Here is a 19,997-nt window from a genome sequence, read left to right on the forward strand (position 1 = left end):
GAATCTCCTTTATAGAGGACGTTGTTCCTCCCATTCTTCTCGAATCAAGCCCATACGGATGGAGTCGTAGTATACTCCATTGTAATAACGGCATTTTCGCATTCTTCCTTCGAGTTTCATCCCGATTTTTTCTGCGGCCTTCATCATCCGTTCATTCCCTGACCAGGTGGTGATGCCAACACGGCCGATTTCCTTTGTTTGAAACAAGTGGTCCACCCAGAGGGATAACGCTTCTGTTCCGTAGCCGCCGTTCCAATAGGAAGGGTCATAAATGACGATGCCGGCTTCAAGCCATCTGCTGGGTTCGTACTCCCAATAATATCCGATGGTTCCAATGATGGTTCCGTCCACTTCAATGAGGCGCTGGAATTCATCGCTGCGGCCTTTATTTTTTATGGATGATTCTATGTACTCTTCACGTGTTAAGCGTTTATGTTCAAAATAAGGGGCATCCCATTTTTTCCATTCGGGAGAAGGTTCTCCATAAATATAGTCCCATAGAGTAGAAAGATCTCTTTCTTCTATTTTTCTAAGTGTTACACGCTGACCGGTTAAATTCAATTCATGAGCACTCCTTTAACATGTTAATATTTCCATTATACAGAAAATAGCGTTCTCATGAGGAAAGCTCGTTTAATCGAATAAAAAGAAAGGGTGCCAGATATGAACGAATCACTGTTGTAGGATGTATCTCGATGGATTTGGTGGTCACCTCGTCAAAACGGCCACTTGCGGGGGATGGTCCTGAGGGAATAAGGAAAAGAAGGCCTTCTACAAGAAAACAGAGGTCCGTCCCTACTGGTAGGGACGGACCTCCATATATCAGCTTGCTTTTATTTTAGAAAGGGGTACTTTTTTTTTCTGTGTGAGTTTGTCCACGATCGACGTGATCGCACCATCACCTGTTACGTTACACGCTGTACCAAAGCTGTCTTGTGCAAGGTAAAGGGCAATCATGAGGGATGTCATCGTTGGTCCAAAGCCTAACATCGTTTCAAGTAATCCCAGGGCAGCCATGACAGCTCCACCCGGAACACCAGGTGCCGCAATCATCGTGATTCCAAGCATCAGAATGAATGGGAGTAGCTGAGTGAACTGTAACGCTTCTCCTTGAATGAACATGACCGCCATGGCACAGCTGACAAGGGTAATCGTGCTACCTGATAGATGGATCGTTGCCAAAAGCGGTACAGAGAAATCTGCAATTCGTTCCCTGGAACCGATTTTCTTTGAGCGCTCAAGCGTTACGGGAATCGTAGACGCCGAAGATTGAGTCCCCAGTGCCGTAAAGTAAGCTGGCAGCATGCTTTTCATCATAGAAAGCGGGTTTTGTTTTCTTAACGTTCCAGCCGTTGTATATTGTAAAATTAAAAAGACTACATGTAATAGAATGATCATAACAAATACTTTAGCGAATACAGACATGATGGCACTGACTTGTCCACCTTGAGTCATGTTCGCGAAAATTCCAAGAATATGAACCGGTAAGAGCGGAATAATGATTTTTTCAATCACAAGTTCAATGATGTTTCTGAATTCATTCATGCCCTTTTGAAGAGCGTCTCCCTTAATGGCAGCCATTCCAAGACCAATGGTGAAGGCAATGAGTAAAGCCGTCATAACGCCCATGATAGGTGGCATCTCCACTGTGAAGAACCCTTTGAGAAGTGCTTCTTCGGGATTTTCAAATGATTGAGACGTTTGATTTGCTAACAAAGTTGGGTAAATAGACTTCGCAACCGTAAAGGCGAGTAAGCCGGCCAGCACCGTGGAACCATAGGCGAGAGCTGTGGTTAAACCGAGCAACTTCCCTGCTCCTTTACCCATGGATCCAATTCCTGGAGCAATAAAGCCAATAATGATTAATGGAATGGCGAATCCTAGGAAATTACCGAATAATCCATTAAATGTAGCGAAGATTTTTACGAACCACTCTGGTGCAAACGCTCCAATGACAATACCTAAAGCAATACCTAAGAGGATCTTAGGCAGTAAACCTAGCTTTCTCATCTTGGTGTCCTCCTTGAAAATACAAATGTTTTTGATAGAAAGATTGTACACCTTATAGGAGGAGATTTTAATAGCTTTTAAAATAGGCGAAATTTTAAATGTATTCAGAATAATGTTGTTCACTCCCTGTCGCAGGACTAGTTTTCCTTTGCATACATATATAATGGGCTTTGACTTAAATGTCTTTCGAATCAAGACAAATGTGGTAATTTTTATTTTCCATAGGAATCATTCTTTCCCTTTCCGATGAAAGTGATAAAATAGAAACATCTATTGTGAATATTGGAGGTAACTAAATACATGAAAACGAAGTTATGCTTACTGTACGGCGGTAAATCTGCTGAACATAATGTATCCTTGCAAACAGCCAAGGCCGTAATCGGAGCCCTGGACTTAAATAAATATGAAATTCACCCTATTTTCATCTCGACGGAAGGCAGCTGGATCAAAGGTCCACAACTGAATGCTCCCGTTGAAGATGTGAAAGCATTACAGTTTAAGGATGGGGAAGAATTGGCCCCTAATGCCTTAAGTACATCCATCTCTCCTTCCGGGTCTGAAGGGTACGACATGATCTTCCCGTTGCTTCACGGACCAAATGGGGAAGACGGAACGGTTCAGGGAATGCTTGAACTGTTAAATCTTCCGTATGTAGGAAATGGCGTCCTTGCCTCATCTGCTGGAATGGATAAAGTCATCATGAAGAATTTATTTGCTCAAGCAGGCATTCCGCAAGTTCATTACACATGGTTCATCCGCAGCACATGGAAAGGAAATCCTGAGTCCGCTTACAAACAAGTGGAAGAAGAGATTGGCTATCCTTGTTTTGTGAAACCGGCTAACTTAGGTTCATCAGTAGGAATCAGCAAATGTACGTCGCGTGAAGAATTGCAGGCGGCTTTCGAAGAAGCGTTCCAGTTCGACCGTAAGATCATCATCGAAGAAGGTGTGAAAGCACGTGAAATCGAGCTCGGTGTTTTAGGGAATGACCAGCCGGAATGCTCAGTTGCAGGTGAAATCGTACCTAAAAAAGACTTCTATGATTACAAAGCGAAATATGAAGACGGAGATACTGCCCTCATCATTCCTGCAGAAGTAGAGGGAAGCATCTACAATGAAATGAAAAATATCGCGATTCAATCGTATAAAGCCCTGGATTGTTCAGGACTTGTGCGTGCGGACTTCTTCTTAACCGAAGATGGTCAGATTTATATGAATGAAGTCAACACGATGCCCGGCTTCACACCATTCAGTATGTTCCCGCTTCTATGGAAGCACACAGGAGTAGACTATCCTACCCTGATCGGAAAATTAGTGGAGCTTGGCTTAGAGCGTTATCAAGACAAACAAACGATTAAACATACGATGTAACACGCGATACTTGGGACTGACCAGAGGATTCACCGTCTAAAGGCAGTCCCTGCTCTGTTTTTATCAAAAAGAGTAAAAGGAGAAAGCGAATGTTTGAGAAAAAAATCAAAGAAATAGGCAACATGCTTGATGTAAAAAACGATCTTTCAAAGTTTGAGTCGGTGGTGGTAAAAGGCGTTTCCATCGATACGAGAAAGATTGAAGATGCTAATCTGTTCGTTCCTTTTAAAGGAGAAAACGTGGACGGTCATCGATTTGTTCGAGATGCCATTGAAAATGGTGCGTCTGCCGCTCTTTGGGATATCAATGTTCCTAATCCACCTGAAGATATTCCCGTCATTGTGGTGGAAGATCCGCTGCTTGCCCTTCAGTCATTGGCGAATCAATATCGCCATGAACTGGATTTAAAGGTAGTCGGAATTACAGGCAGTAATGGAAAAACAACAACGAAAGATATTGTGGCAAACCTGTTGTCAGTGAAATATCGAGTTCATAAAACACAAGGAAACTATAACAACCACATCGGTCTTCCTTTAACGATCCTTTCCCTGCCCCAGGATTCAGAAGTGGCTGTACTTGAAATGGGAATGAGTGGATTCGGAGAAATTGAACTTCTATCAGAGATTTCTCAGCCCGACGCTGCCATCATCACCAACATTGGAGAATCACATCTTCAGGATCTGGGGTCACGGGAAGGTATCGCCAAAGCCAAATTGGAGATTGTGAAAGGCCTGAAGTCTGATGGGTTATTTGCATACTACGGAGACGAACCGCTGTTACAGGATGGTGTTCAGACACTCAACCTGAAGCATGTGGAGACTTTCGGAAGAAGCGAATCCAACACGATTTATCCAACAAAAGTCAATATGGATAATAAAGGGAGTCATTTTGAGACTTCTCTCGCTGAAGGAGAATCATTCTTTCTTCCCGTATTAGGGGTTCATAATATCCACAACGCTCTAGCCGGGATTCTCATTGCCCGTAAATTTGGTCTCAGTGTCGATGACATGAAAGAAGGCTTACAGTCGTTAAAGCTGACCCAGATGAGAATGGAAATGGTGGAAGGCAAGAAAGGCGAAAGCATCATTAACGATGCCTATAATGCCAGCCCTACCTCCATGAAAGCTGCGATTCAGCTTGTATCAGAGCTTGAGGGATTCCATACCAAAATCCTGGTGCTTGGTGATATGCTGGAGCTTGGCGACCAGGAAGAAGAATTTCATCAGGAAATTGGACAATTGATCAATCCGGAAAAAGTTCAGCATGTGTTTACATTTGGTCCTTTAGGAGGTTTCATAGGTAAGGGTGCACTTGAGAATTTCTCTCCTGATCGTGTTCACTCATTTACAGATAAAGACAGCCTGACAAAAGAGCTATCCTCCTTCATTACAGGGGAAGAGCTGGTTTTATTCAAGGCATCAAGGGGAATGAAGCTTGAAGAAGTCATCGATGGATTAAAGTCATAAATTTCTACTGACGTCCAAGTTTAAACCTTAGCAGAAATGAACAAAATGAGCTTGTAGATGATGGGAGGTTGGCTCTCTCCCTACCTTTTAAAAGTAAGAGGGGATAACATGATCGGTTGTTTACTAATCCATGGATTCACCGGAAGCCCTTTTGAAGTAGAGCCGTTGGCAGATTTCCTTCAAGAGAGAACCGACTGGGAAATCGTTGTGCCGACTCTGCCTGGTCATGGTGAAACCCTTGAACTAAAAGGGGTTAAACATATTGAATGGATCGAGCATGCTGAGGATGAGCTTCAGGCACTTATTGAGAAATGCGATGAGGTTTACGTTATCGGCTTCTCCATGGGTGGTTTGATCGCTTCGTATCTTTCGGTGAAATATGAAGTCAATAAGCTCGTGCTTTTAAGCGCAGCAGCTTATTATGTAAATGTGAAGCAACTACTGAAAGATATTGGAAATATGATTAAAGAAGGAATTCAAGGAAATCTGATTGAAAACGAGCTCTACAACCGGTACAAATGGAAGGTGACCAAAACCCCAGTTCTGTCCACATACGAATTTAGAAAAGTCGTTCGTATTGCTCGTCCGCTCCTGAAAAAGGTTAACGTTCCAACCTTTATTGCCCAAGGAGAGATTGATGGAATAGTCCCCCCTAAAGCTGCAAAATATATATACGAGACTATTTCTTCCCAAGAAAAAAACCTTTTTTATTCCCCTAAAGCAAAACATTTGATCTGTCATAGTGAAGATAAGCACGAACTTTTCGAAGAGATCTACCAATTCCTGCTAAATGAATAGATTGACTATTTGACATTAGATTGAAATTCATTTCTAGAAGTGGTAACATAGCTACAACATAGTTCTTAATTTGTTGGACGTGCTAGCTCTTCTATTTTGAAGAGTGTATTTTTTTGTACCAAACATAAAAACTAAACATCTCATATAGACGGTTTTAGATTAGATACCGAAGTCTTTCGGTGGGTAAGATTTCGTTCCGACCTAAAAATATAATCAGAAAATGATTAGTTATAAAAGATGTAAATTAAAGGAGAATGTAACATTGACTAAGTTTGCAGATTTAAACTTAAGCGCATCTACGTTGAAATCAATTAAACGTATGGGCTTTGAAGAAGCTACACCAATTCAGGCGAGTACAATTCCAGTCGGTTTAGAAGGTAAGGATATTATCGGTCAAGCACAAACTGGAACAGGTAAAACAACAGCATTTGGAATTCCGATGATCGAGAAGATCGATGTGAAAAATCCAAACGTTCAAGCTCTTATCATTGCACCAACTCGTGAACTTGCCATCCAAGTATCTGAAGAGTTATATCGTATCGGAGCTGACAAGCGTGCACGTGTGTTATCTGTCTACGGAGGACAGGACATCCAACGTCAAATCCGCGCGATGAAAAAGAACCCTCATATCATCGTTGGTACACCAGGTCGTCTTCTTGACCATATCAAACGTAAAACACTCAACCTTGAAAACGTTGAAACACTAGTACTTGACGAAGCAGACGAAATGCTGAACATGGGCTTCATCGAAGACATCGAAAGCATTCTTGAGACGGTTCCAAGCACAAGACAAACACTTCTATTCTCTGCCACAATGCCGGATCCGATCCGACGCATTGCGAATCGCTTTATGACAGAGCCGGAAGTAATCAAAGTGAAGTCTAAAGAAGTAACGGTTTCGAACATCGAACAATTCTTCACTAAAGTAAGTGAAAAAGAAAAATTCGATACTCTTTCCCGTTTAATCGACGTTCAATCACCTGAACTTGCGATTGTATTCGGTCGTACAAAACGCAGAGTAGACGAATTAGCTCGTGCTCTTAGCATTCGCGGCTACCTGGCAGAAGGAATTCACGGAGATCTTTCTCAAGCTCGTCGTATGACGGTTCTTAAGAAGTTCAAAGAGGGACGCATCGACATCTTGATCGCAACAGACGTTGCCGCTCGTGGATTAGATATCTCCGGCGTGACGCATGTTTACAACTTTGATATTCCTCAAGATCCTGAAAGCTATGTTCACCGTATCGGACGTACAGGTCGTGCAGGTAAGAAAGGGATGTCCATCACTTTTGTAACACCAAGAGAAATGGGTTACCTGAAGATCGTTGAACAAACAACGAAGAAGAAAATGACGGCTCTTAAGCCACCTAGCTTAAACGAAGCCCTTGAAGGTCAACAACGCTTAGCTCTTGAAAAATTAGCTGAAGCGGCGAAAGAAAGTGATCTTAAGGATTACTATCCATTAGCAGAAGAATTCCTTGGAGGCCACGATTCTGTTCAAGCAGTTGCAGCAGCAATCCGTGTCCTGACGAAGGAGCCGGATACAACACCAGTTGATATCACTGAAGAGCGTCCATTACCATCAAGAGGTGGTGGAAATCGCGGCGGTGGATACAAAGGTGGAGCACGCAGCGGTAAAGGCGGAAGCCGTGGTGGATCACCACGCAGCGGCGGTGGAAATCGCGGAGGCGGAAGCCGTGGCGGAGATCGCAACCGTACTGGCGGCGGCAGACCACAATCTTCAAGCAAACGTAAATCTTATAACAATTCTTGATTTTGATTGAGAATGGGAACACGATGACCTTTGGGTTGTCGTGTTTTTTTTGGTTTGTGCTGGTTGGATTAGGAGGTATGGGAAAGGGGCAAGGATCACGGATTGCGGTTTGTTTCCAATTTTTACAAAAAGGCGCAATTATTGTGTGAAACGACGCAATAAACAGAAAAAAGACGCAATTAAGGTGAAAAAAGACGCAATTATTCAGATATCGACGCAATTAAACCCCAAAACGACGCAATTAGTGATAAACTGTGGTTTTTTGTAATGGAAAAGAAGGGTTTTTTAAGCCTGTGGCGAACTAGAGTAAGCAGAACCTTAAAGGAGAGTGATCAATTGATCTGTAAAGAATTTAAAATCCCTATCAATATTGAAAATAGCCAAACATTATTATGGCGCCTGGCTCTCAATCATCAAAAGACTCCCATCGTAGATAAAGATTTAAAGAAAAGAAAAGCAGGTTACAAAGGTGAAGCAACCGTCTACTACCACCTCGGCTTCTTGAAAGACAAGAAATATAGAATCTTTTATGATGTAAGGCTTCCTCTATTCTCAAACTTTTTCCAAATGGATTTCCTTATCCTCACTCCATTCTATATTTTAATTATCGAAGTAAAGAACATCTCAGGAATAGTCACCATTGATCCATTCATAAGACAGCTTACCCGTACTTATAAAGGATTAACAGAAGGATTCTCTGACCCGGTTTCTCAGGTTCAAAGACAAAAATTATTACTGCAAAAATGGTTCAGTGTCCACAAGCTGAAACACCCTCCCATCGAACACCTCGTTGTATTCAGCAACCCATCAACTATCTTAAATTTCACCAAAACCCCACCAGCTGACTCACCTTACAGAAACATTATTCATGCCCAAAATATAATAGACAATATCAAAGATTTAAATGAGTTATACGTAAAAGAAGCCATGACTGATAAAGAAATAACCAAAATGAAGAAAACCATGTTAAAAAATCATGAAGAATCCGAGATAGACTTTATGGAGACATATTCTCTTACCCAAAGCGATATTGTGACTGGAGTCCGATGTGAAAAGTGCAATCACATACCAATGATTAGAGTGAGTGGTGCGTGGTCCTGCGTTAAATGTGGTAGTTCATCTAAATATGCCCACATAGAAGCGCTTCGGGATTATTTCTTACTAATGAGTGATCACATAACCAATCGCCAATTGAGGAGATTTTTGCATCTGAAATCACGAAACACCGCTTATAAAATATTGAAATCCCTTCATTTAGAAACACAAGGAGGAACAAAGGCTGTCATTTATTCAAAATCAACAAGATAATTCCCTTCCTTCCGCACATACTAACCCCAAAAAGGAGTCCACCCCACATGACACTCGTAAGGTTAGGCTATGTTGCCATGAGCATGAACCTCCAGAATGCATCACCTTCCCAAACCATGACTTATAAGCAGTTTTCCGGGATCAAGGATCGTGAGGCCGCTATTCATAAACTCGAACGGATCGCAAAATCGAATCTTGAAAACTGCCTGCGGCTTTTAAAGCATAATGTTCTGAATGAGATTCATTTTTTCCGGTTCAGTTCAAAGTTGATCCCTCTTGCGAATCATCCTGAATTGAAAGGATGGGATTTCATATCTCCGTTAAAGGAGGAGCTCAGAGCGATTGAAGAGTACCTGAAGCTTCATCCCATGAGGGTGGATTTTCATCCTGATCATTTTGTCTTGCTCAATTCCAGTGATGTGGATGTGTTGAAAAATACGCTGAAGACGTTAAAAATGCATGAGGCATTATTAAAAGGGATGGGAATCGATCCAACCCACCGCTGTGTTCTCCATGTAGGTGGAGCATATGAAGACAAAGAAAAGGCACTTGAGCAATTCATACACAATTGGGGTCTGACTCCCGTTTCTCTTCAACAAATGATCATTCTCGAAAATGATGATACGGTATTCAGTGCGGCTGATGCCCTTTATCTATGTGAAAAGCTCGGGATTCCCCTTGTATTTGATTACCATCACCATCTTGCTTATAACGAAAGGGACTGGTTGTTGGATTGGGATAGGATCGTAGGAACGTGGAGCCAGTCATCATTACCTGTGAAGATGCATATTTCAAGCCCTCGATCCCAGGAGGATTACAAAGCCCATGCCGATTTCATCGACCCTAGGATGTTTCTTGATTTTCTTCAAGGGATAAAGGGATCGGTGGATGAAATCCATTGTATGATAGAAGCGAAGAAAAAGGATGACGCTTTGTTCCGATTAGTGGAGGACCTGCAGGGGATTGAGGGGATTGAGTGGGTGGATAAAAGTTCGTTTAAGATAAAATAGGCAAATCTCCCAAAGCTTTCTCCTTAATCTGAAACCATCTCTGTTCCAAACCGTAAATATACTGTAAGATTTAGTAAAAGAGAGAAGTGAGGGGATGGGTATGATCGGAGAGCCGCAAAAACGGATTTCACCAAAGGCTTTAAAGGTGTGGAAGATATATGGTGTGTTTGAAACGTTGATCGTTGCAGCTGTAGCCGCAGGAGCGATTACGCTAACTGTTATGTTTGAGTGGCAACAATGGATCATTGCAGCAGCAGTTGCCGTGTTGATTCTATTTACATATTTGTTTGTTTTCTTTATTCCAACGATCAAATGGAAGAGATGGCGTTATGAGGTTAGGGAACAGGAGATTGAGCTTCAAAGAGGAATTTTCATCGTGAAGCGCACATTGGTACCGATGGTGAGAGTTCAACATGTTGATACGGTTCAGGGGCCAATTTTAAAAAAGTATGAGTTGGCAACCATTACGATTTCGACGGCAGCCACGGTTCATGAGATACCGGCATTGGATGTGGAGGAGGCAGATGAATTGAGAAACTCCATTTCACAACTTGCGAGGGTGGCGGAAGATGATGTCTGAGCACAAGAGACTGCATCCTATTTCAGCCGTAGCGAATTTTGTAAAACAGTTAAAGGACTTGATCGTTCCCTTTGTCTTTTTATTTGTATTGAATAACCGGGGAGAGAAGACGGGGGTTTGGGATTATATGCCTCTAATATCCATGGCGGCAGTTCTTGTGTTCGTTCTGGTCACAGGGATTGTGAAGTGGCTTCGGTTTACATATCGAGTGGAAGAAGGGGAGCTGAGGATTGAGTACGGACTATTCGTTAAAAAGAAAAGGTATATCCCCATTGACCGGATTCAGAGTTTGAATTTTTCTGAGGGCATTCTTCATCGCCCTTTTGGATTGGTTAAGGTCAAGGTCGAAACGGCAGGGTCTTCGAATCCCCGGGAATCAGAAGCAGAATTGACAGCTATTTTAAAAGAAGAAGCAATAGAGTTGGAGGAAATGATTTATCGGGAGAAAAAGGGTAACATCGTAACCGACGATCTGTCAGGCGAAAATACGGGTACTTTGAAAGATGAAACCCCCTTTTTCAACCTCTCCTCGAAAGACATTTGGGTTCTTGCTACGACTTCAGGCGGGGTCGGGGTCGTTATTTCCGGGGTGTTTGTTTTCTTGTCCCAATTTAATGAGTTCATTCCGTACGAAGCTGTGTACGATGAGCTGGCTGTTTTTGTGAAAAGCGGAGTGTTTGTCGTTTCGGTGATGGCCTTTTTGGGCTTGCTTGTTGCCTGGCTATTATCGATTGCCTGGACATTTATTATTTATGGTGATTTCAGAATAAAAATTGTGGATGATCACATTGTCATGACAAGAGGGCTCCTGGAGAAGAAGCAGGTGACGGTTCCCTTAAATCGTGTTCAAGGAATCCGGGTAGTGGAAAATCCAATCAGGCAACTATTGGGGTATTGCACCGTCCACATTGAAAATGCAGGTGGATCTGTTTTAGAGAAAGACAGCACCAGTATAAAATTATTCCCGATTGTGAAGAAGAAACGAATTCAGGAATTATTAAACGACTTATTTCCGGATTATGTCATTCATGATGACTTTAAGAGGCTTCCGGGACGTTCCTTAAGAAGATATGTGTTCAGACAGGCAGTCTGGGTGGTGATCCCGATGGCGGCTGTTTGTTTTATGTACTGGCCATATGGTCTTTGGGCCGGCTTGTTGATGATTCCTTTCGGGATTCTCGGATACTACCAATATCGTGCCGGGGGCTGGAAGATTGTTGATGGACAATTATCTTTACAGTATAGGGGCATATTGAAAAATACGATGCATATAAAGAAAAGTCGCATTCAATCTCTGGACACCCATGAAAGCTGGTTTCAAACGAGAAAAGACTTGGGCAGTCTCAGAACCACGATAAAATCTGGAGAGACTGGTTATGCGAGTCCGATCCGGGATCTTGAAAAGAAGGACCTCCGAACCATTGCTTCTTGGTTTTCTCATAGTGTGTAAACGATAAAAGTGGCCCGCGATTCGTTAGCGGGTCACTTTTGTTTCTTATTTTTTACCTGAAATCCACCCGATCACAAAGCCGCCGATTAGTCCGAAGATATGGGCCGTTATGTTGATTCCTGATTGCATGAAGGTCATGACTACACCGATGACGACGATCGGTAGGATGATTTGCCGGCTTTCTCTCGTGATGAAATGATTTTTTAAGATAATCATGGCGATGTAAAAGCCGAATAAACCGAAAATCGCTCCTGATGCTCCCACATGACTATACGTAAGGGGCTTGGTAACATACGTAATGATATTGGCAAACATGCCGCTTGCTAAATATAGACCGATAAACTTCGCTTTTCCCAGATGCTTTTCCAGTGGTGGGCCAAACAGGACAAGGGAAAACGAATTGAATAGCAGATGAGCGAATCCCAAATGTACAAAGATAGGGGTGACGAGTCTCCACCATTCTCCTTCGCTTATAAATAAATTCACACCGGCCAGCTGCTCGTACACCCACAGTTGTGGAAAAATAGGAAGTGCACTGACTAGGTATAGGGCGATATGAATGAATACAATCAGGGAAATAATAGGGTATAACCGTAAAAATTGTGAAAAACTTTCAGTCCGGACAAACATATTGTATCCTCCTAAGTAGGTTGTTTCTTTTTATATCATTACTGAATCATTTATTTAAAAGGCTTTTTTTTCGTAAACTTTGTTGCTTTTGAAAAAGCGAGTAGTGGTTGATTTCCGCTCCAGGTGCTCGCTTTCCGCGGGGCGTGAGTTGAGCCTCCTCGGGCTTTGCCCTGCGGGGTCTCAACTTTCCCGCTATTCCCGCAGGAGTCGAGCACCTTCCGCTCCAATCAACTTTCGAAGCATGAGTTTGTGCAAATAGACAAATATAAAAACATGCACGTTTTATCTTTGACAGGCTGCTTTTTTTGAAGTGTCGAGAGGTTGATATTAGCTATAGTAGATATCCTGTACTGTCGATTGCTTTTTGTCCCTTCTGTGCTCTGTCACTCAAATTTTGTTTAGATGGTGAGGGGAACTGCGCAGAGTCCTGCGGAAGTACGGTCGTGCCGAGACCCCGTTCGGCTAAGCTGAGGAGGCTCGGCCGAACGCTAGCTGCAAGCGGAGCAGTTCCCCTCACCATCCAGCAGACACCCGTTGACAGAGCCATGGCAGACAAATTGTTTAAAGCAACAATCATTACAAAAAGAGCTATTTAAAAAAACGCAGTCAATACTATACTATAAGAAAACGTCGGAAATCACGAGGATAGTTCATTATACAATTATGCAAGACAGGACAAGAGTAGAAGGGGAATCGCATATGATAAAAGGAATAGGATTGGACATCGTTGAAACAGGGCGCATTCAGAGGATGATTGAACGGCAGCCGAAGTTCGTTAAGAGAATTTTAACAGCTAAGGAGGAGGATGCTTTCTATACATTAAACGAGCAGCGCAAGATTGAGTTCGCAGCAGGACGATTTGCAGCCAAAGAAGCTTTTGCCAAGGCGAATGGAACGGGCATCGGAACAGCGCTCTCCTTTCAGGATATTGAAATCAGTAAGGATCTGAACGGAAAGCCTTATTTTTCAAAGCCGGAGGGGGCGAATGCTCATCTATCCATCACTCACAGCCGGGAATTTGCGGCTGCACAGGTGATCATCGAAGAGTAAAATTATTTCAAGCTTGTCATCTTCACTAGCATAATCCTTCAGGTTGTCTCATATATTCAGTAGTGCAATAAGAGAGACAAGGCCAGGTGTTTAACAATCGCGGTTCTTTGGCGAATGGCAATTGGACTAAGGAACGGGACATTCTATAAGGATCGTCCATTCTTAGACGGCTGGCTTTCCCCTCTCTCAATTACGTTTATCCTGGGACAAAAGGGGTTGAAAAAATGAAGAAAAAGCTAGTGATACTAGTGATGGCCATGTTAGCGGTGCTTATGCTGGCTGCTTGTGGAGAGCAATCGAAAGAAGATGTAACCAAGGATCTTAAGGCTAAAGTAGAGGATATGAAGGGGTACAAAGCAGATGCAAAAATGACCCTGCAGGTGGGCGACGAGCCTCAAACCTATGATGTGGAAGTGTGGCATAATGACCCTAATTATTATCGAGTGGCATTAAAGAACGCTGCGAAAGATCAGAGTCAAATGATCTTACGTAATGATGAGGGTGTATTTGTCCTTACGCCGGCTCTGAACAAAAGCTTCCGATTCCAAAGCAACTGGCCTGAAAATAGCAGTCAGGCGTACTTGTATGAATCGCTTGTTCAAGATGTGTTAGAGGATAAAGAGGCTACTTTCAAAGAAACAAAGGATCATTACATCTTTAACACGAAGACTCGTTATCAAAACAGTCAGATGCTTCCGACTCAAGAGATTGCCTTTAACAAGAAAGACCTGACGCCGGCATCGGTCAATGTATTGGATTCTGATAAAAATCCACTTGTAAAAGTAGAGTTCTCCAAGATGGATATGAAAGCCGGATTCGATAAAAAGGACTTCGACATGAAGAAAAACATGACAGGTGCCCAGCTTGAAGTACCGGTTACGGCAAATGTAGAGGACACAGAATTCACTGTTCTTTACCCAATGTCTGAAATCACCGGCACCGAATTAATTGAAGAAAAAGAAGTCGCCACCGATACGGGTAAACGTGTGATCTTAACGTACGATGGTGAAAAATCCTTCACAATCGTACAAGAAAAAACAACGGTCGTTCCAACAATGACGGTTTCTACTTCTCTTAAAGGTGAATTAGTGGACTTAGGATTCACAGTAGCGGCCATGACAGAGCAATCAATCAGATGGACCAATAACGGAGTGGACTATATGCTTGCCTCCAATGACCTGACTCCTTCTGAGATGGTGATGGTAGCTCAATCCGTACAAGGTTCGATGGTGAAATAAAATAACTGAACGGGGCGGGCCTATCAGGTTCGCCTCTTTTCTTGGTGTGCGTGAGGGAGATGTGATAGAAGAATAGAAGTAAAAGCATCATCTACCCTACGCTAGTAAAAGAAATTAATATCGATCTAAAAACCCAAAGGTCTTCCTCGAACGGCCTCATAAACACTTATCCAACCCCCCTCTTCCAAAATTCTATTTGACACAATGAATGATAATATGAATAATCAATGGTATTCTTGAATAGAATGACAATGTTTTGTGTAAAGATATGAGGAAGTGAAGAGAGTGGAAACCCAGACCCAATTTTTTCGTGATACATGGGCAGAAATCAACCTAGATCATTTATATGAAAACGTAAAGAATATTAGAGACCATATCCCTGGAGATGTGAAAGTGTTTGCGGTTGTGAAGGCGAATGCTTATGGGCATGGGGATGTGCAAACCGCTTTTACTGCACTTTCTGCCGGGGCACACGGCTTAGCTGTTGCATTCTTAGACGAAGCGATTTCGTTAAGAAGAGCCGGCGTAACCGCTCCGATTCTCGTATTAGGTGCTACGAGACCGAAAGATGTCAAGATTGCGGCCGATTTGGATATTTCGTTAACCACATTCCACCAAGAGTGGCTTGTGGAAGCTGAAAATCAGCTGAAAGAAGGAGATCGATTAAACCTTCATATCAAGTGTGATACCGGGATGGGTCGGATAGGTGTTCGTTCCACTGAGGAATTAAAGGCTATCGAACAGTATGTTCAAGCTCATTCCCAATTTAAGCTTGAGGGGATCTTTACCCATTTTGCCACAGCCGATGAGTTGAACGATGACTATCTTGACCGGCAGTTAGCTCGATTTGAACACATGCTGAATCAATTGGAGTCATTACCGGCTTATATCCATTCTTCAAATAGTGCCGCTACATTAAGGAAAACCAACACCCTCTTTAATGCTGTGCGGGTGGGAATTGCCATGTATGGACTGACCCCCTCTCAAGAGATGAAGCCTGTGCTGCCTTTTCCTTTAAAAGAAGTGTTTTCTCTTCATTCAAGGCTTATTCATACAAAAGAACTTTCAGCTGGAGAGAAAGTGAGCTATGGGGCTACTTATGAAACGGGTGAGGCAGAGTGGATTGGGACGATCCCGATTGGATACGCTGATGGCTGGCTGCGTAAATTACAAGGTCAGGACGTCATTGTGAACGGTGAGAGAGTTCCAATTGTTGGAAGGGTCTGTATGGATCAATGTATGATTCGACTGCCTGAATTTCTTGATATGGGTACCCGCGTGACGTTAATAGGCAATCAGGGTGAAGAAGCGATTACAATGGATGAAATCGCTGGAAAGCTTGATACCATTAACTATGAGATCCCTTGTATGATCACAACGAGGGTGCCGCGTATCTATATGCGAAACGGGGAGCCGACGGAAGTATCGAATAAACTCTTATCGACTGGTATTCACAGTCAACAGGAAAATAACCGCAACTTTGATGAATAATTAGTATTTTATATGGTGGATAATAGAAGAGATTGATAAATTAACTTTTCATTCCCCTTAATTGATGGTATGATAAATATGTTAATGAACAGAAACGGTATGTAGTGATTGGTGGAGGTGTAGTTTGTGTCTGAATCCAGCGCAACAACAGAAATCTTAATTCGTCTACCGCAACAGCTCGTTACAGAATTAGACGGCTTTGCAGATCAAGAAAATGTGAATCGCAATGAGTTTATTTATCGTGCAACCAAAATGTATTTAAGAGAACGTAAGAAGAGACAATTACGTGAATCTATGAGACGCGGCTATATGGAAATGGCTAAGATTAATCTCGCGATCGCTTCAGAAGCGATTCAAGCAGAATATGAGGCAGAACATACAGTCGAACGCTTAGTAAGCGGGGGTTAATCCTTTGATTGTAAAGCGTGGTGACGTATATTTTGCAGACCTTTCTCCTGTTGTAGGATCAGAACAAGGCGGAGTTCGGCCGGTACTTGTTATTCAAAATGATATAGGGAACAGGTTTAGTCCCACAATTATTGTAGCTGCCATTACCGCTCAAATTCAAAAAGCGAAACTGCCTACTCATGTTGAAATTGATGCAAAACGTTATGGCTTTGAACGTGATTCCGTTATCTTGCTTGAACAGATTCGAACGATTGATAAACAACGTCTTACCGATAAGATTACGCACTTGGATGATGAGATGATGGAAAAAGTGGATGACGCCCTGCAAATCAGCGTGGGTCTAATCCAGTTCTAACCATGAGCTTTTCATCGTGCAGATACTTTATCATGCTATACAATAGGAACAATATAACTTCAAACCAGAAGGCTTGCTGATCAACAACATTCTTGATCATTAAGCCTTTTTGTTTTGTCTTTTTTTCTTTTTAGAAGAGAAGTCTAGTTCCAATTAACCCCAAAAGAAGAATATGGATAATGGAAATATAGTCAATTTTATGACAAAACACCGTAAACAATTTATAATGGGAAAAGTAAGCACTAAAAATACCCGAAAAGGCATAGGTTTTTTCTTTTTTGTATTTATTTGTTACTATTAAAGTAATTGCGTCATTTTTTTCGTTCACTGTTGTAAACTACTTTAAAATTAAGTTACATCATTCGGCATAAATACGAACTACAAATTTCATATGATAGAATGGAGAGAACTAAATGTTTAGTGAAGTCACGGATTATATTGAGAATAATAAATCAGATATCACTAGTATTTGGATGGAACGAATGAGGAACGAAGCGGATGAGAAGTTTCTTCAAGTTGTTTCAGATCAAGTTTTTACTAAGACAAGCCATGAGTTTGTAGAAATGATTGCTTCTAACTTAAGGGATTCCAAGGAGTTCAATAGCCGGTTGGAGGATTTCGCTGAAAAGGTTGTCAGGTTAGGTTGGCCTCTGACATTTGTGACAACTGCTTTAGGTACATTTGGTAAAGTGGTTTACGAAGGTATGACTAAGGATCAGCTGATCACAGATGAAAATCACGCTTCACAGGTTGAGAAGTTTGACCAATGGCTGACACCGATGTATAACAAAGTGGTTAAAGCTTATACAGAATCGTGGGAAAGAACGGTTTCTCTTCAAAAGATAGCATTGCAGGAATTATCTGCACCACTTATACCGGTATTTGAAAAGATTTCCATAATGCCTCTTGTCGGCACCATCGATACTGAACGTGCCCGTTTGATCATGGAAAACCTGTTAAATGGTGTGGTGAAGCATAGAGCGGAAGTTGTGCTGATTGATATTACAGGTGTACCGGTAGTGGATACCATGGTCGCTCACCATATCATTCAGGCGGCAGAAGCCGTGCGTTTAGTCGGGGCAAAGTGTATGCTGGTGGGAATCAGACCTGAGATTGCCCAGACGATCGTTAATTTAGGAATTGATCTTAATCAATTCAGTACAAATAGTACGTTAAGAAAAGGAATAGAAAAGGCTCTGGAAATGACAAATCGAAAAATAGTTTCGGCGGAGGGATTAGAGTGAGAATACCAATTTTAAAGCTGCATGATTGTTTGTTGATTTCCATTCAGTGGGAGCTTGATGATCAAACAGCCCTTCAATTTCAAGAAGATCTTCTGCAGAAGATTCACGAAACCAGCGCCAGAGGGGTAGTAATCGATATTACTTCCATAGATTTTATAGATTCATTCATTGCTAAAGTACTTGGTGATGTTATAAACATGTCAAGATTAATGGGTGCTAAAGTAGTCATCACGGGCATCCAGCCTGCTGTAGCGATAACGTTGATCGAGCTTGGTATCAGGTTAGAGGACGTCCTGACCGCTCTGGATCTGGAAAAAGGTCTGGAGAAATTACAATTGGAACTGGGGGACTAGGTATGGATAGCCAATCCTGCGTGAAGATCACGAATGAATGGGACATCGTTGCTGCCCGCCAGTTAGGGAGGAATGTAGCGAAAGAGCTCGGATTCGGGACCGTTGACCAAGCTCGTATCACTACGGCTATCAGCGAATTAGCACGGAACATATATTTATATGCTGGCTATGGTCAGATTTGTATTGAAAAGTTATTCGATTCCGGGAAAAAAGGTGTGCGAATTATCGCATTGGATGAAGGTCCCGGTATTGCAGATATTAGAAAAGTAATGGAAGATGGATATTCCACATCAGGCGGCTTAGGAGCAGGTTTGCCTGGAGTAAAGCGTTTAATGGACGAGTTTAACGTCGAGTCTGTGCCTGGAGAAGGGACGGATATCAGAGCGACTAAGTGGCTCCGCTAGGGGGAGTTAAATGAATTTCAGAGATTTAATGGATTCTAAATATAGAGAAATTATAGAGCACTATCTAAACGAACAAGATGAAAAAGCCCTTTATTTAGGACAGAAATTTAGTCGTAAATCAATTGAGCACCATGTTTCGCCAGAGGAAATCATTAGTCTCCATAAGAGTGTGATATTAGAAATGGAGCCTAATATACCACATCAAGTGCTTCACTCATTCGATATTTTACTTGAAGTCATGATTGGCTATGGTTTTGCTTATCGCGAGCATCAGAGTCTACGAACCAAACAACAAGAATTAAATAACGAAATAGATGTAGCATCCAATATGCAACAAACCCTGTTAGGGACGGTCATCCCTACCGTGGAAGCCTTGGACATTGGAGCTGTAAGTGTACCTGCCAAAAAGATGAACGGAGATTACTATCACTTTGTTCAGGATGAGAATGACAGCGTCAGTGTTGCCATTGCCGATGTAATTGGTAAGGGTATACCTGCAGCTCTTTGCATGTCCATGATCAAGTATGCCATGGATAGTTTACCTGAATACCGGAATGAACCTAATGCTGTTTTGGAAAGCTTAAACAGAGTAGTGGAACAAAATGTGGATGCAAGTATGTTCATAACAATGTTTTACGGTGTATACAATTCGAAGGAACATCTATTTTCATACTCATCAGCTGGGCATGAACCCGGCTTTTTTTATAGAGCGTCAACCAATGAATTTGAAGATCTTGATGCAAAGGGTCTTCTATTAGGTGTAGATAAAAAAGCGAAGTACCGACAATACGAAAGACAAGTTGAGACAGGTGATATGATCATCCTTCTCTCCGATGGAGTAACAGAGTGCCGTTCCGAAGATGGCTTCATCGAAAGGGAAGATTTGGTTCAATTAATAAGCAAGTACCATCACCTCCCCCCTCAAGAGATTGTCAATAATGTATACAAACAACTCGAGAAGATGCAGCACTTTGAGCTTAGAGACGATTTCACTCTAATCATCATAAAAAGAAATTCATAAATAAAGTTTATTCTTGTTATAAATAGGGTAAATGTA

Annotated in this window: 20 protein-coding genes; 17 read left to right on the top strand and 3 right to left on the bottom strand. The window is 42.1% G+C overall.

Annotated features, from left to right (window positions below; all coding sequences use genetic code 11):
- Window positions 1-9 precede the first annotated feature (9 nt).
- Window positions 10-561, bottom strand: coding sequence for a GNAT family N-acetyltransferase (locus DET59_RS13785; RefSeq protein WP_113970232.1), 552 nt, complete (start codon window positions 559-561; stop codon window positions 10-12).
- Window positions 562-822: 261 nt separating this feature from the next.
- Window positions 823-2,010 carry a dicarboxylate/amino acid:cation symporter gene (locus tag DET59_RS13790; protein WP_113970233.1) on the bottom strand — a complete coding sequence of 396 codons (1,188 nt, stop codon included), beginning with the start codon at window positions 2,008-2,010 and terminating at the stop codon, window positions 823-825.
- A 300-nt stretch (window positions 2,011-2,310) separates the two neighbouring features.
- On the opposite strand from DET59_RS13790, the gene DET59_RS13795 reads away from it, so the two are divergent.
- The 8 genes from DET59_RS13795 to DET59_RS13830 all read left to right on the top strand — a co-directional run bounded on the left by DET59_RS13795 (window position 2,311) and on the right by DET59_RS13830 (window position 11,767).
- Window positions 2,311-3,381 carry a D-alanine--D-alanine ligase gene (locus DET59_RS13795; RefSeq protein ID WP_113970234.1) on the top strand — a complete coding sequence of 357 codons (1,071 nt, stop codon included), beginning with the start codon at window positions 2,311-2,313 and terminating at the stop codon, window positions 3,379-3,381.
- An 89-nt stretch (window positions 3,382-3,470) separates the two neighbouring features.
- Window positions 3,471-4,847, top strand: coding sequence for a UDP-N-acetylmuramoyl-tripeptide--D-alanyl-D-alanine ligase (locus DET59_RS13800; RefSeq protein ID WP_113970235.1), 1,377 nt, complete (start codon window positions 3,471-3,473; stop codon window positions 4,845-4,847).
- Between the two features lie 108 nt (window positions 4,848-4,955).
- The gene (locus DET59_RS13805) at window positions 4,956-5,645 is read left to right on the top strand and encodes an alpha/beta hydrolase (protein ID WP_113970236.1); all 690 of its coding nucleotides are present in this window, start codon (window positions 4,956-4,958) and stop codon (window positions 5,643-5,645) included.
- A gap of 262 nt (window positions 5,646-5,907) precedes the next feature.
- Window positions 5,908-7,419, top strand: a complete 1,512-nt coding sequence (cshA, locus tag DET59_RS13810) for a degradosome RNA helicase CshA (RefSeq protein ID WP_258549676.1) — start codon at window positions 5,908-5,910, stop codon at window positions 7,417-7,419.
- A gap of 336 nt (window positions 7,420-7,755) precedes the next feature.
- Window positions 7,756-8,727: a nuclease-related domain-containing protein gene (locus DET59_RS13815; protein ID WP_181778166.1), complete on the top strand. Its 972-nt coding sequence runs from the start codon at window positions 7,756-7,758 to the stop codon at window positions 8,725-8,727.
- Between the two features lie 47 nt (window positions 8,728-8,774).
- A complete protein-coding gene (gene uvsE / locus DET59_RS13820) occupies window positions 8,775-9,737 on the top strand; it encodes a UV DNA damage repair endonuclease UvsE (RefSeq protein WP_113970239.1) in 963 nt (320 codons plus the stop codon).
- Window positions 9,738-9,837: 100 nt separating this feature from the next.
- Window positions 9,838-10,317, top strand: coding sequence for a PH domain-containing protein (locus tag DET59_RS13825; protein ID WP_113970240.1), 480 nt, complete (start codon window positions 9,838-9,840; stop codon window positions 10,315-10,317).
- Window positions 10,310-11,767, top strand: a complete 1,458-nt coding sequence (locus DET59_RS13830) for a PH domain-containing protein (RefSeq protein WP_113970241.1) — start codon at window positions 10,310-10,312, stop codon at window positions 11,765-11,767. The genes DET59_RS13825 and DET59_RS13830 overlap by 8 nt, the downstream gene beginning before the upstream one ends.
- 45 nt (window positions 11,768-11,812) lie before the next feature.
- Here the strand turns inward: DET59_RS13830 and DET59_RS13835 are convergent, their stop codons facing one another.
- Window positions 11,813-12,397, bottom strand: coding sequence for a rhomboid family intramembrane serine protease (locus tag DET59_RS13835; protein ID WP_113970242.1), 585 nt, complete (start codon window positions 12,395-12,397; stop codon window positions 11,813-11,815).
- 699 nt (window positions 12,398-13,096) lie between these two features.
- Here DET59_RS13835 and acpS point away from each other — a divergent pair.
- The 9 genes from acpS (at window position 13,097) to DET59_RS13885 (ending at window position 19,961) form a co-directional block, all read left to right on the top strand.
- Window positions 13,097-13,447, top strand: coding sequence for a holo-ACP synthase (gene acpS, locus DET59_RS13845; RefSeq protein ID WP_113970244.1), 351 nt, complete (start codon window positions 13,097-13,099; stop codon window positions 13,445-13,447).
- Between the two features lie 224 nt (window positions 13,448-13,671).
- Entirely contained in the window at window positions 13,672-14,685 is a 1,014-nt protein-coding gene (locus DET59_RS13850; RefSeq protein WP_113970245.1) for a LolA family protein, read from the top strand.
- Window positions 14,686-14,970: 285 nt separating this feature from the next.
- On the top strand, window positions 14,971-16,176 hold the full coding sequence (gene alr, locus DET59_RS13855) for an alanine racemase (protein WP_113970246.1): 1,206 nt from the start codon (window positions 14,971-14,973) through the stop codon (window positions 16,174-16,176).
- Between the two features lie 126 nt (window positions 16,177-16,302).
- On the top strand, window positions 16,303-16,584 hold the full coding sequence (locus tag DET59_RS13860) for a CopG family ribbon-helix-helix protein (protein WP_032085355.1): 282 nt from the start codon (window positions 16,303-16,305) through the stop codon (window positions 16,582-16,584).
- A 4-nt stretch (window positions 16,585-16,588) separates the two neighbouring features.
- On the top strand, window positions 16,589-16,939 hold the full coding sequence (ndoA, locus tag DET59_RS13865) for a type II toxin-antitoxin system endoribonuclease NdoA (protein WP_034763063.1): 351 nt from the start codon (window positions 16,589-16,591) through the stop codon (window positions 16,937-16,939).
- A 413-nt stretch (window positions 16,940-17,352) separates the two neighbouring features.
- Window positions 17,353-18,183, top strand: a complete 831-nt coding sequence (locus DET59_RS13870; RefSeq protein ID WP_113970247.1) for an RsbT co-antagonist protein RsbRA — start codon at window positions 17,353-17,355, stop codon at window positions 18,181-18,183.
- Window positions 18,180-18,536, top strand: coding sequence for an STAS domain-containing protein (locus tag DET59_RS13875; RefSeq protein WP_034763058.1), 357 nt, complete (start codon window positions 18,180-18,182; stop codon window positions 18,534-18,536). The genes DET59_RS13870 and DET59_RS13875 overlap by 4 nt, the downstream gene beginning before the upstream one ends.
- A 2-nt stretch (window positions 18,537-18,538) precedes the next feature.
- Window positions 18,539-18,940, top strand: a complete 402-nt coding sequence (locus DET59_RS13880; RefSeq protein ID WP_044340428.1) for an anti-sigma regulatory factor — start codon at window positions 18,539-18,541, stop codon at window positions 18,938-18,940.
- A 10-nt stretch (window positions 18,941-18,950) separates the two neighbouring features.
- Window positions 18,951-19,961 (top strand): PP2C family protein-serine/threonine phosphatase, encoded by a 1,011-nt coding sequence (locus DET59_RS13885; protein ID WP_113970248.1) that lies wholly within the window; start codon window positions 18,951-18,953, stop codon window positions 19,959-19,961.
- The last annotated feature ends 36 nt before the right edge of the window (window positions 19,962-19,997 follow it).

This window comes from Rossellomorea aquimaris (assembly GCF_003315075.1).
Lineage (GTDB): Bacteria > Bacillota > Bacilli > Bacillales > Bacillaceae_B > Rossellomorea > Rossellomorea aquimaris_C.

What these genes read in the sequence shown, in the direction of transcription:
- DET59_RS13790 (WP_113970233.1), bottom strand. Translation starts at nt 2,010, where the DNA reads ATGAGAAAGCTAGGTTTACTGCCTAAGATCCTCTTAGGTATTGCTTTA.
- DET59_RS13795 (WP_113970234.1), top strand. Translation starts at nt 2,311, where the DNA reads ATGAAAACGAAGTTATGCTTACTGTACGGCGGTAAATCTGCTGAACAT.
- DET59_RS13800 (WP_113970235.1), top strand. Translation starts at nt 3,471, where the DNA reads ATGTTTGAGAAAAAAATCAAAGAAATAGGCAACATGCTTGATGTAAAA.
- DET59_RS13805 (WP_113970236.1), top strand. Translation starts at nt 4,956, where the DNA reads ATGATCGGTTGTTTACTAATCCATGGATTCACCGGAAGCCCTTTTGAA.
- uvsE (WP_113970239.1), top strand. Translation starts at nt 8,775, where the DNA reads ATGACACTCGTAAGGTTAGGCTATGTTGCCATGAGCATGAACCTCCAG.
- DET59_RS13825 (WP_113970240.1), top strand. Translation starts at nt 9,838, where the DNA reads ATGATCGGAGAGCCGCAAAAACGGATTTCACCAAAGGCTTTAAAGGTG.
- DET59_RS13830 (WP_113970241.1), top strand. Translation starts at nt 10,310, where the DNA reads ATGTCTGAGCACAAGAGACTGCATCCTATTTCAGCCGTAGCGAATTTT.
- DET59_RS13835 (WP_113970242.1), bottom strand. Translation starts at nt 12,397, where the DNA reads ATGTTTGTCCGGACTGAAAGTTTTTCACAATTTTTACGGTTATACCCT.
- acpS (WP_113970244.1), top strand. Translation starts at nt 13,097, where the DNA reads ATGATAAAAGGAATAGGATTGGACATCGTTGAAACAGGGCGCATTCAG.
- DET59_RS13850 (WP_113970245.1), top strand. Translation starts at nt 13,672, where the DNA reads ATGAAGAAAAAGCTAGTGATACTAGTGATGGCCATGTTAGCGGTGCTT.
- DET59_RS13870 (WP_113970247.1), top strand. Translation starts at nt 17,353, where the DNA reads ATGTTTAGTGAAGTCACGGATTATATTGAGAATAATAAATCAGATATC.
- DET59_RS13880 (WP_044340428.1), top strand. Translation starts at nt 18,539, where the DNA reads ATGGATAGCCAATCCTGCGTGAAGATCACGAATGAATGGGACATCGTT.
- DET59_RS13885 (WP_113970248.1), top strand. Translation starts at nt 18,951, where the DNA reads ATGAATTTCAGAGATTTAATGGATTCTAAATATAGAGAAATTATAGAG.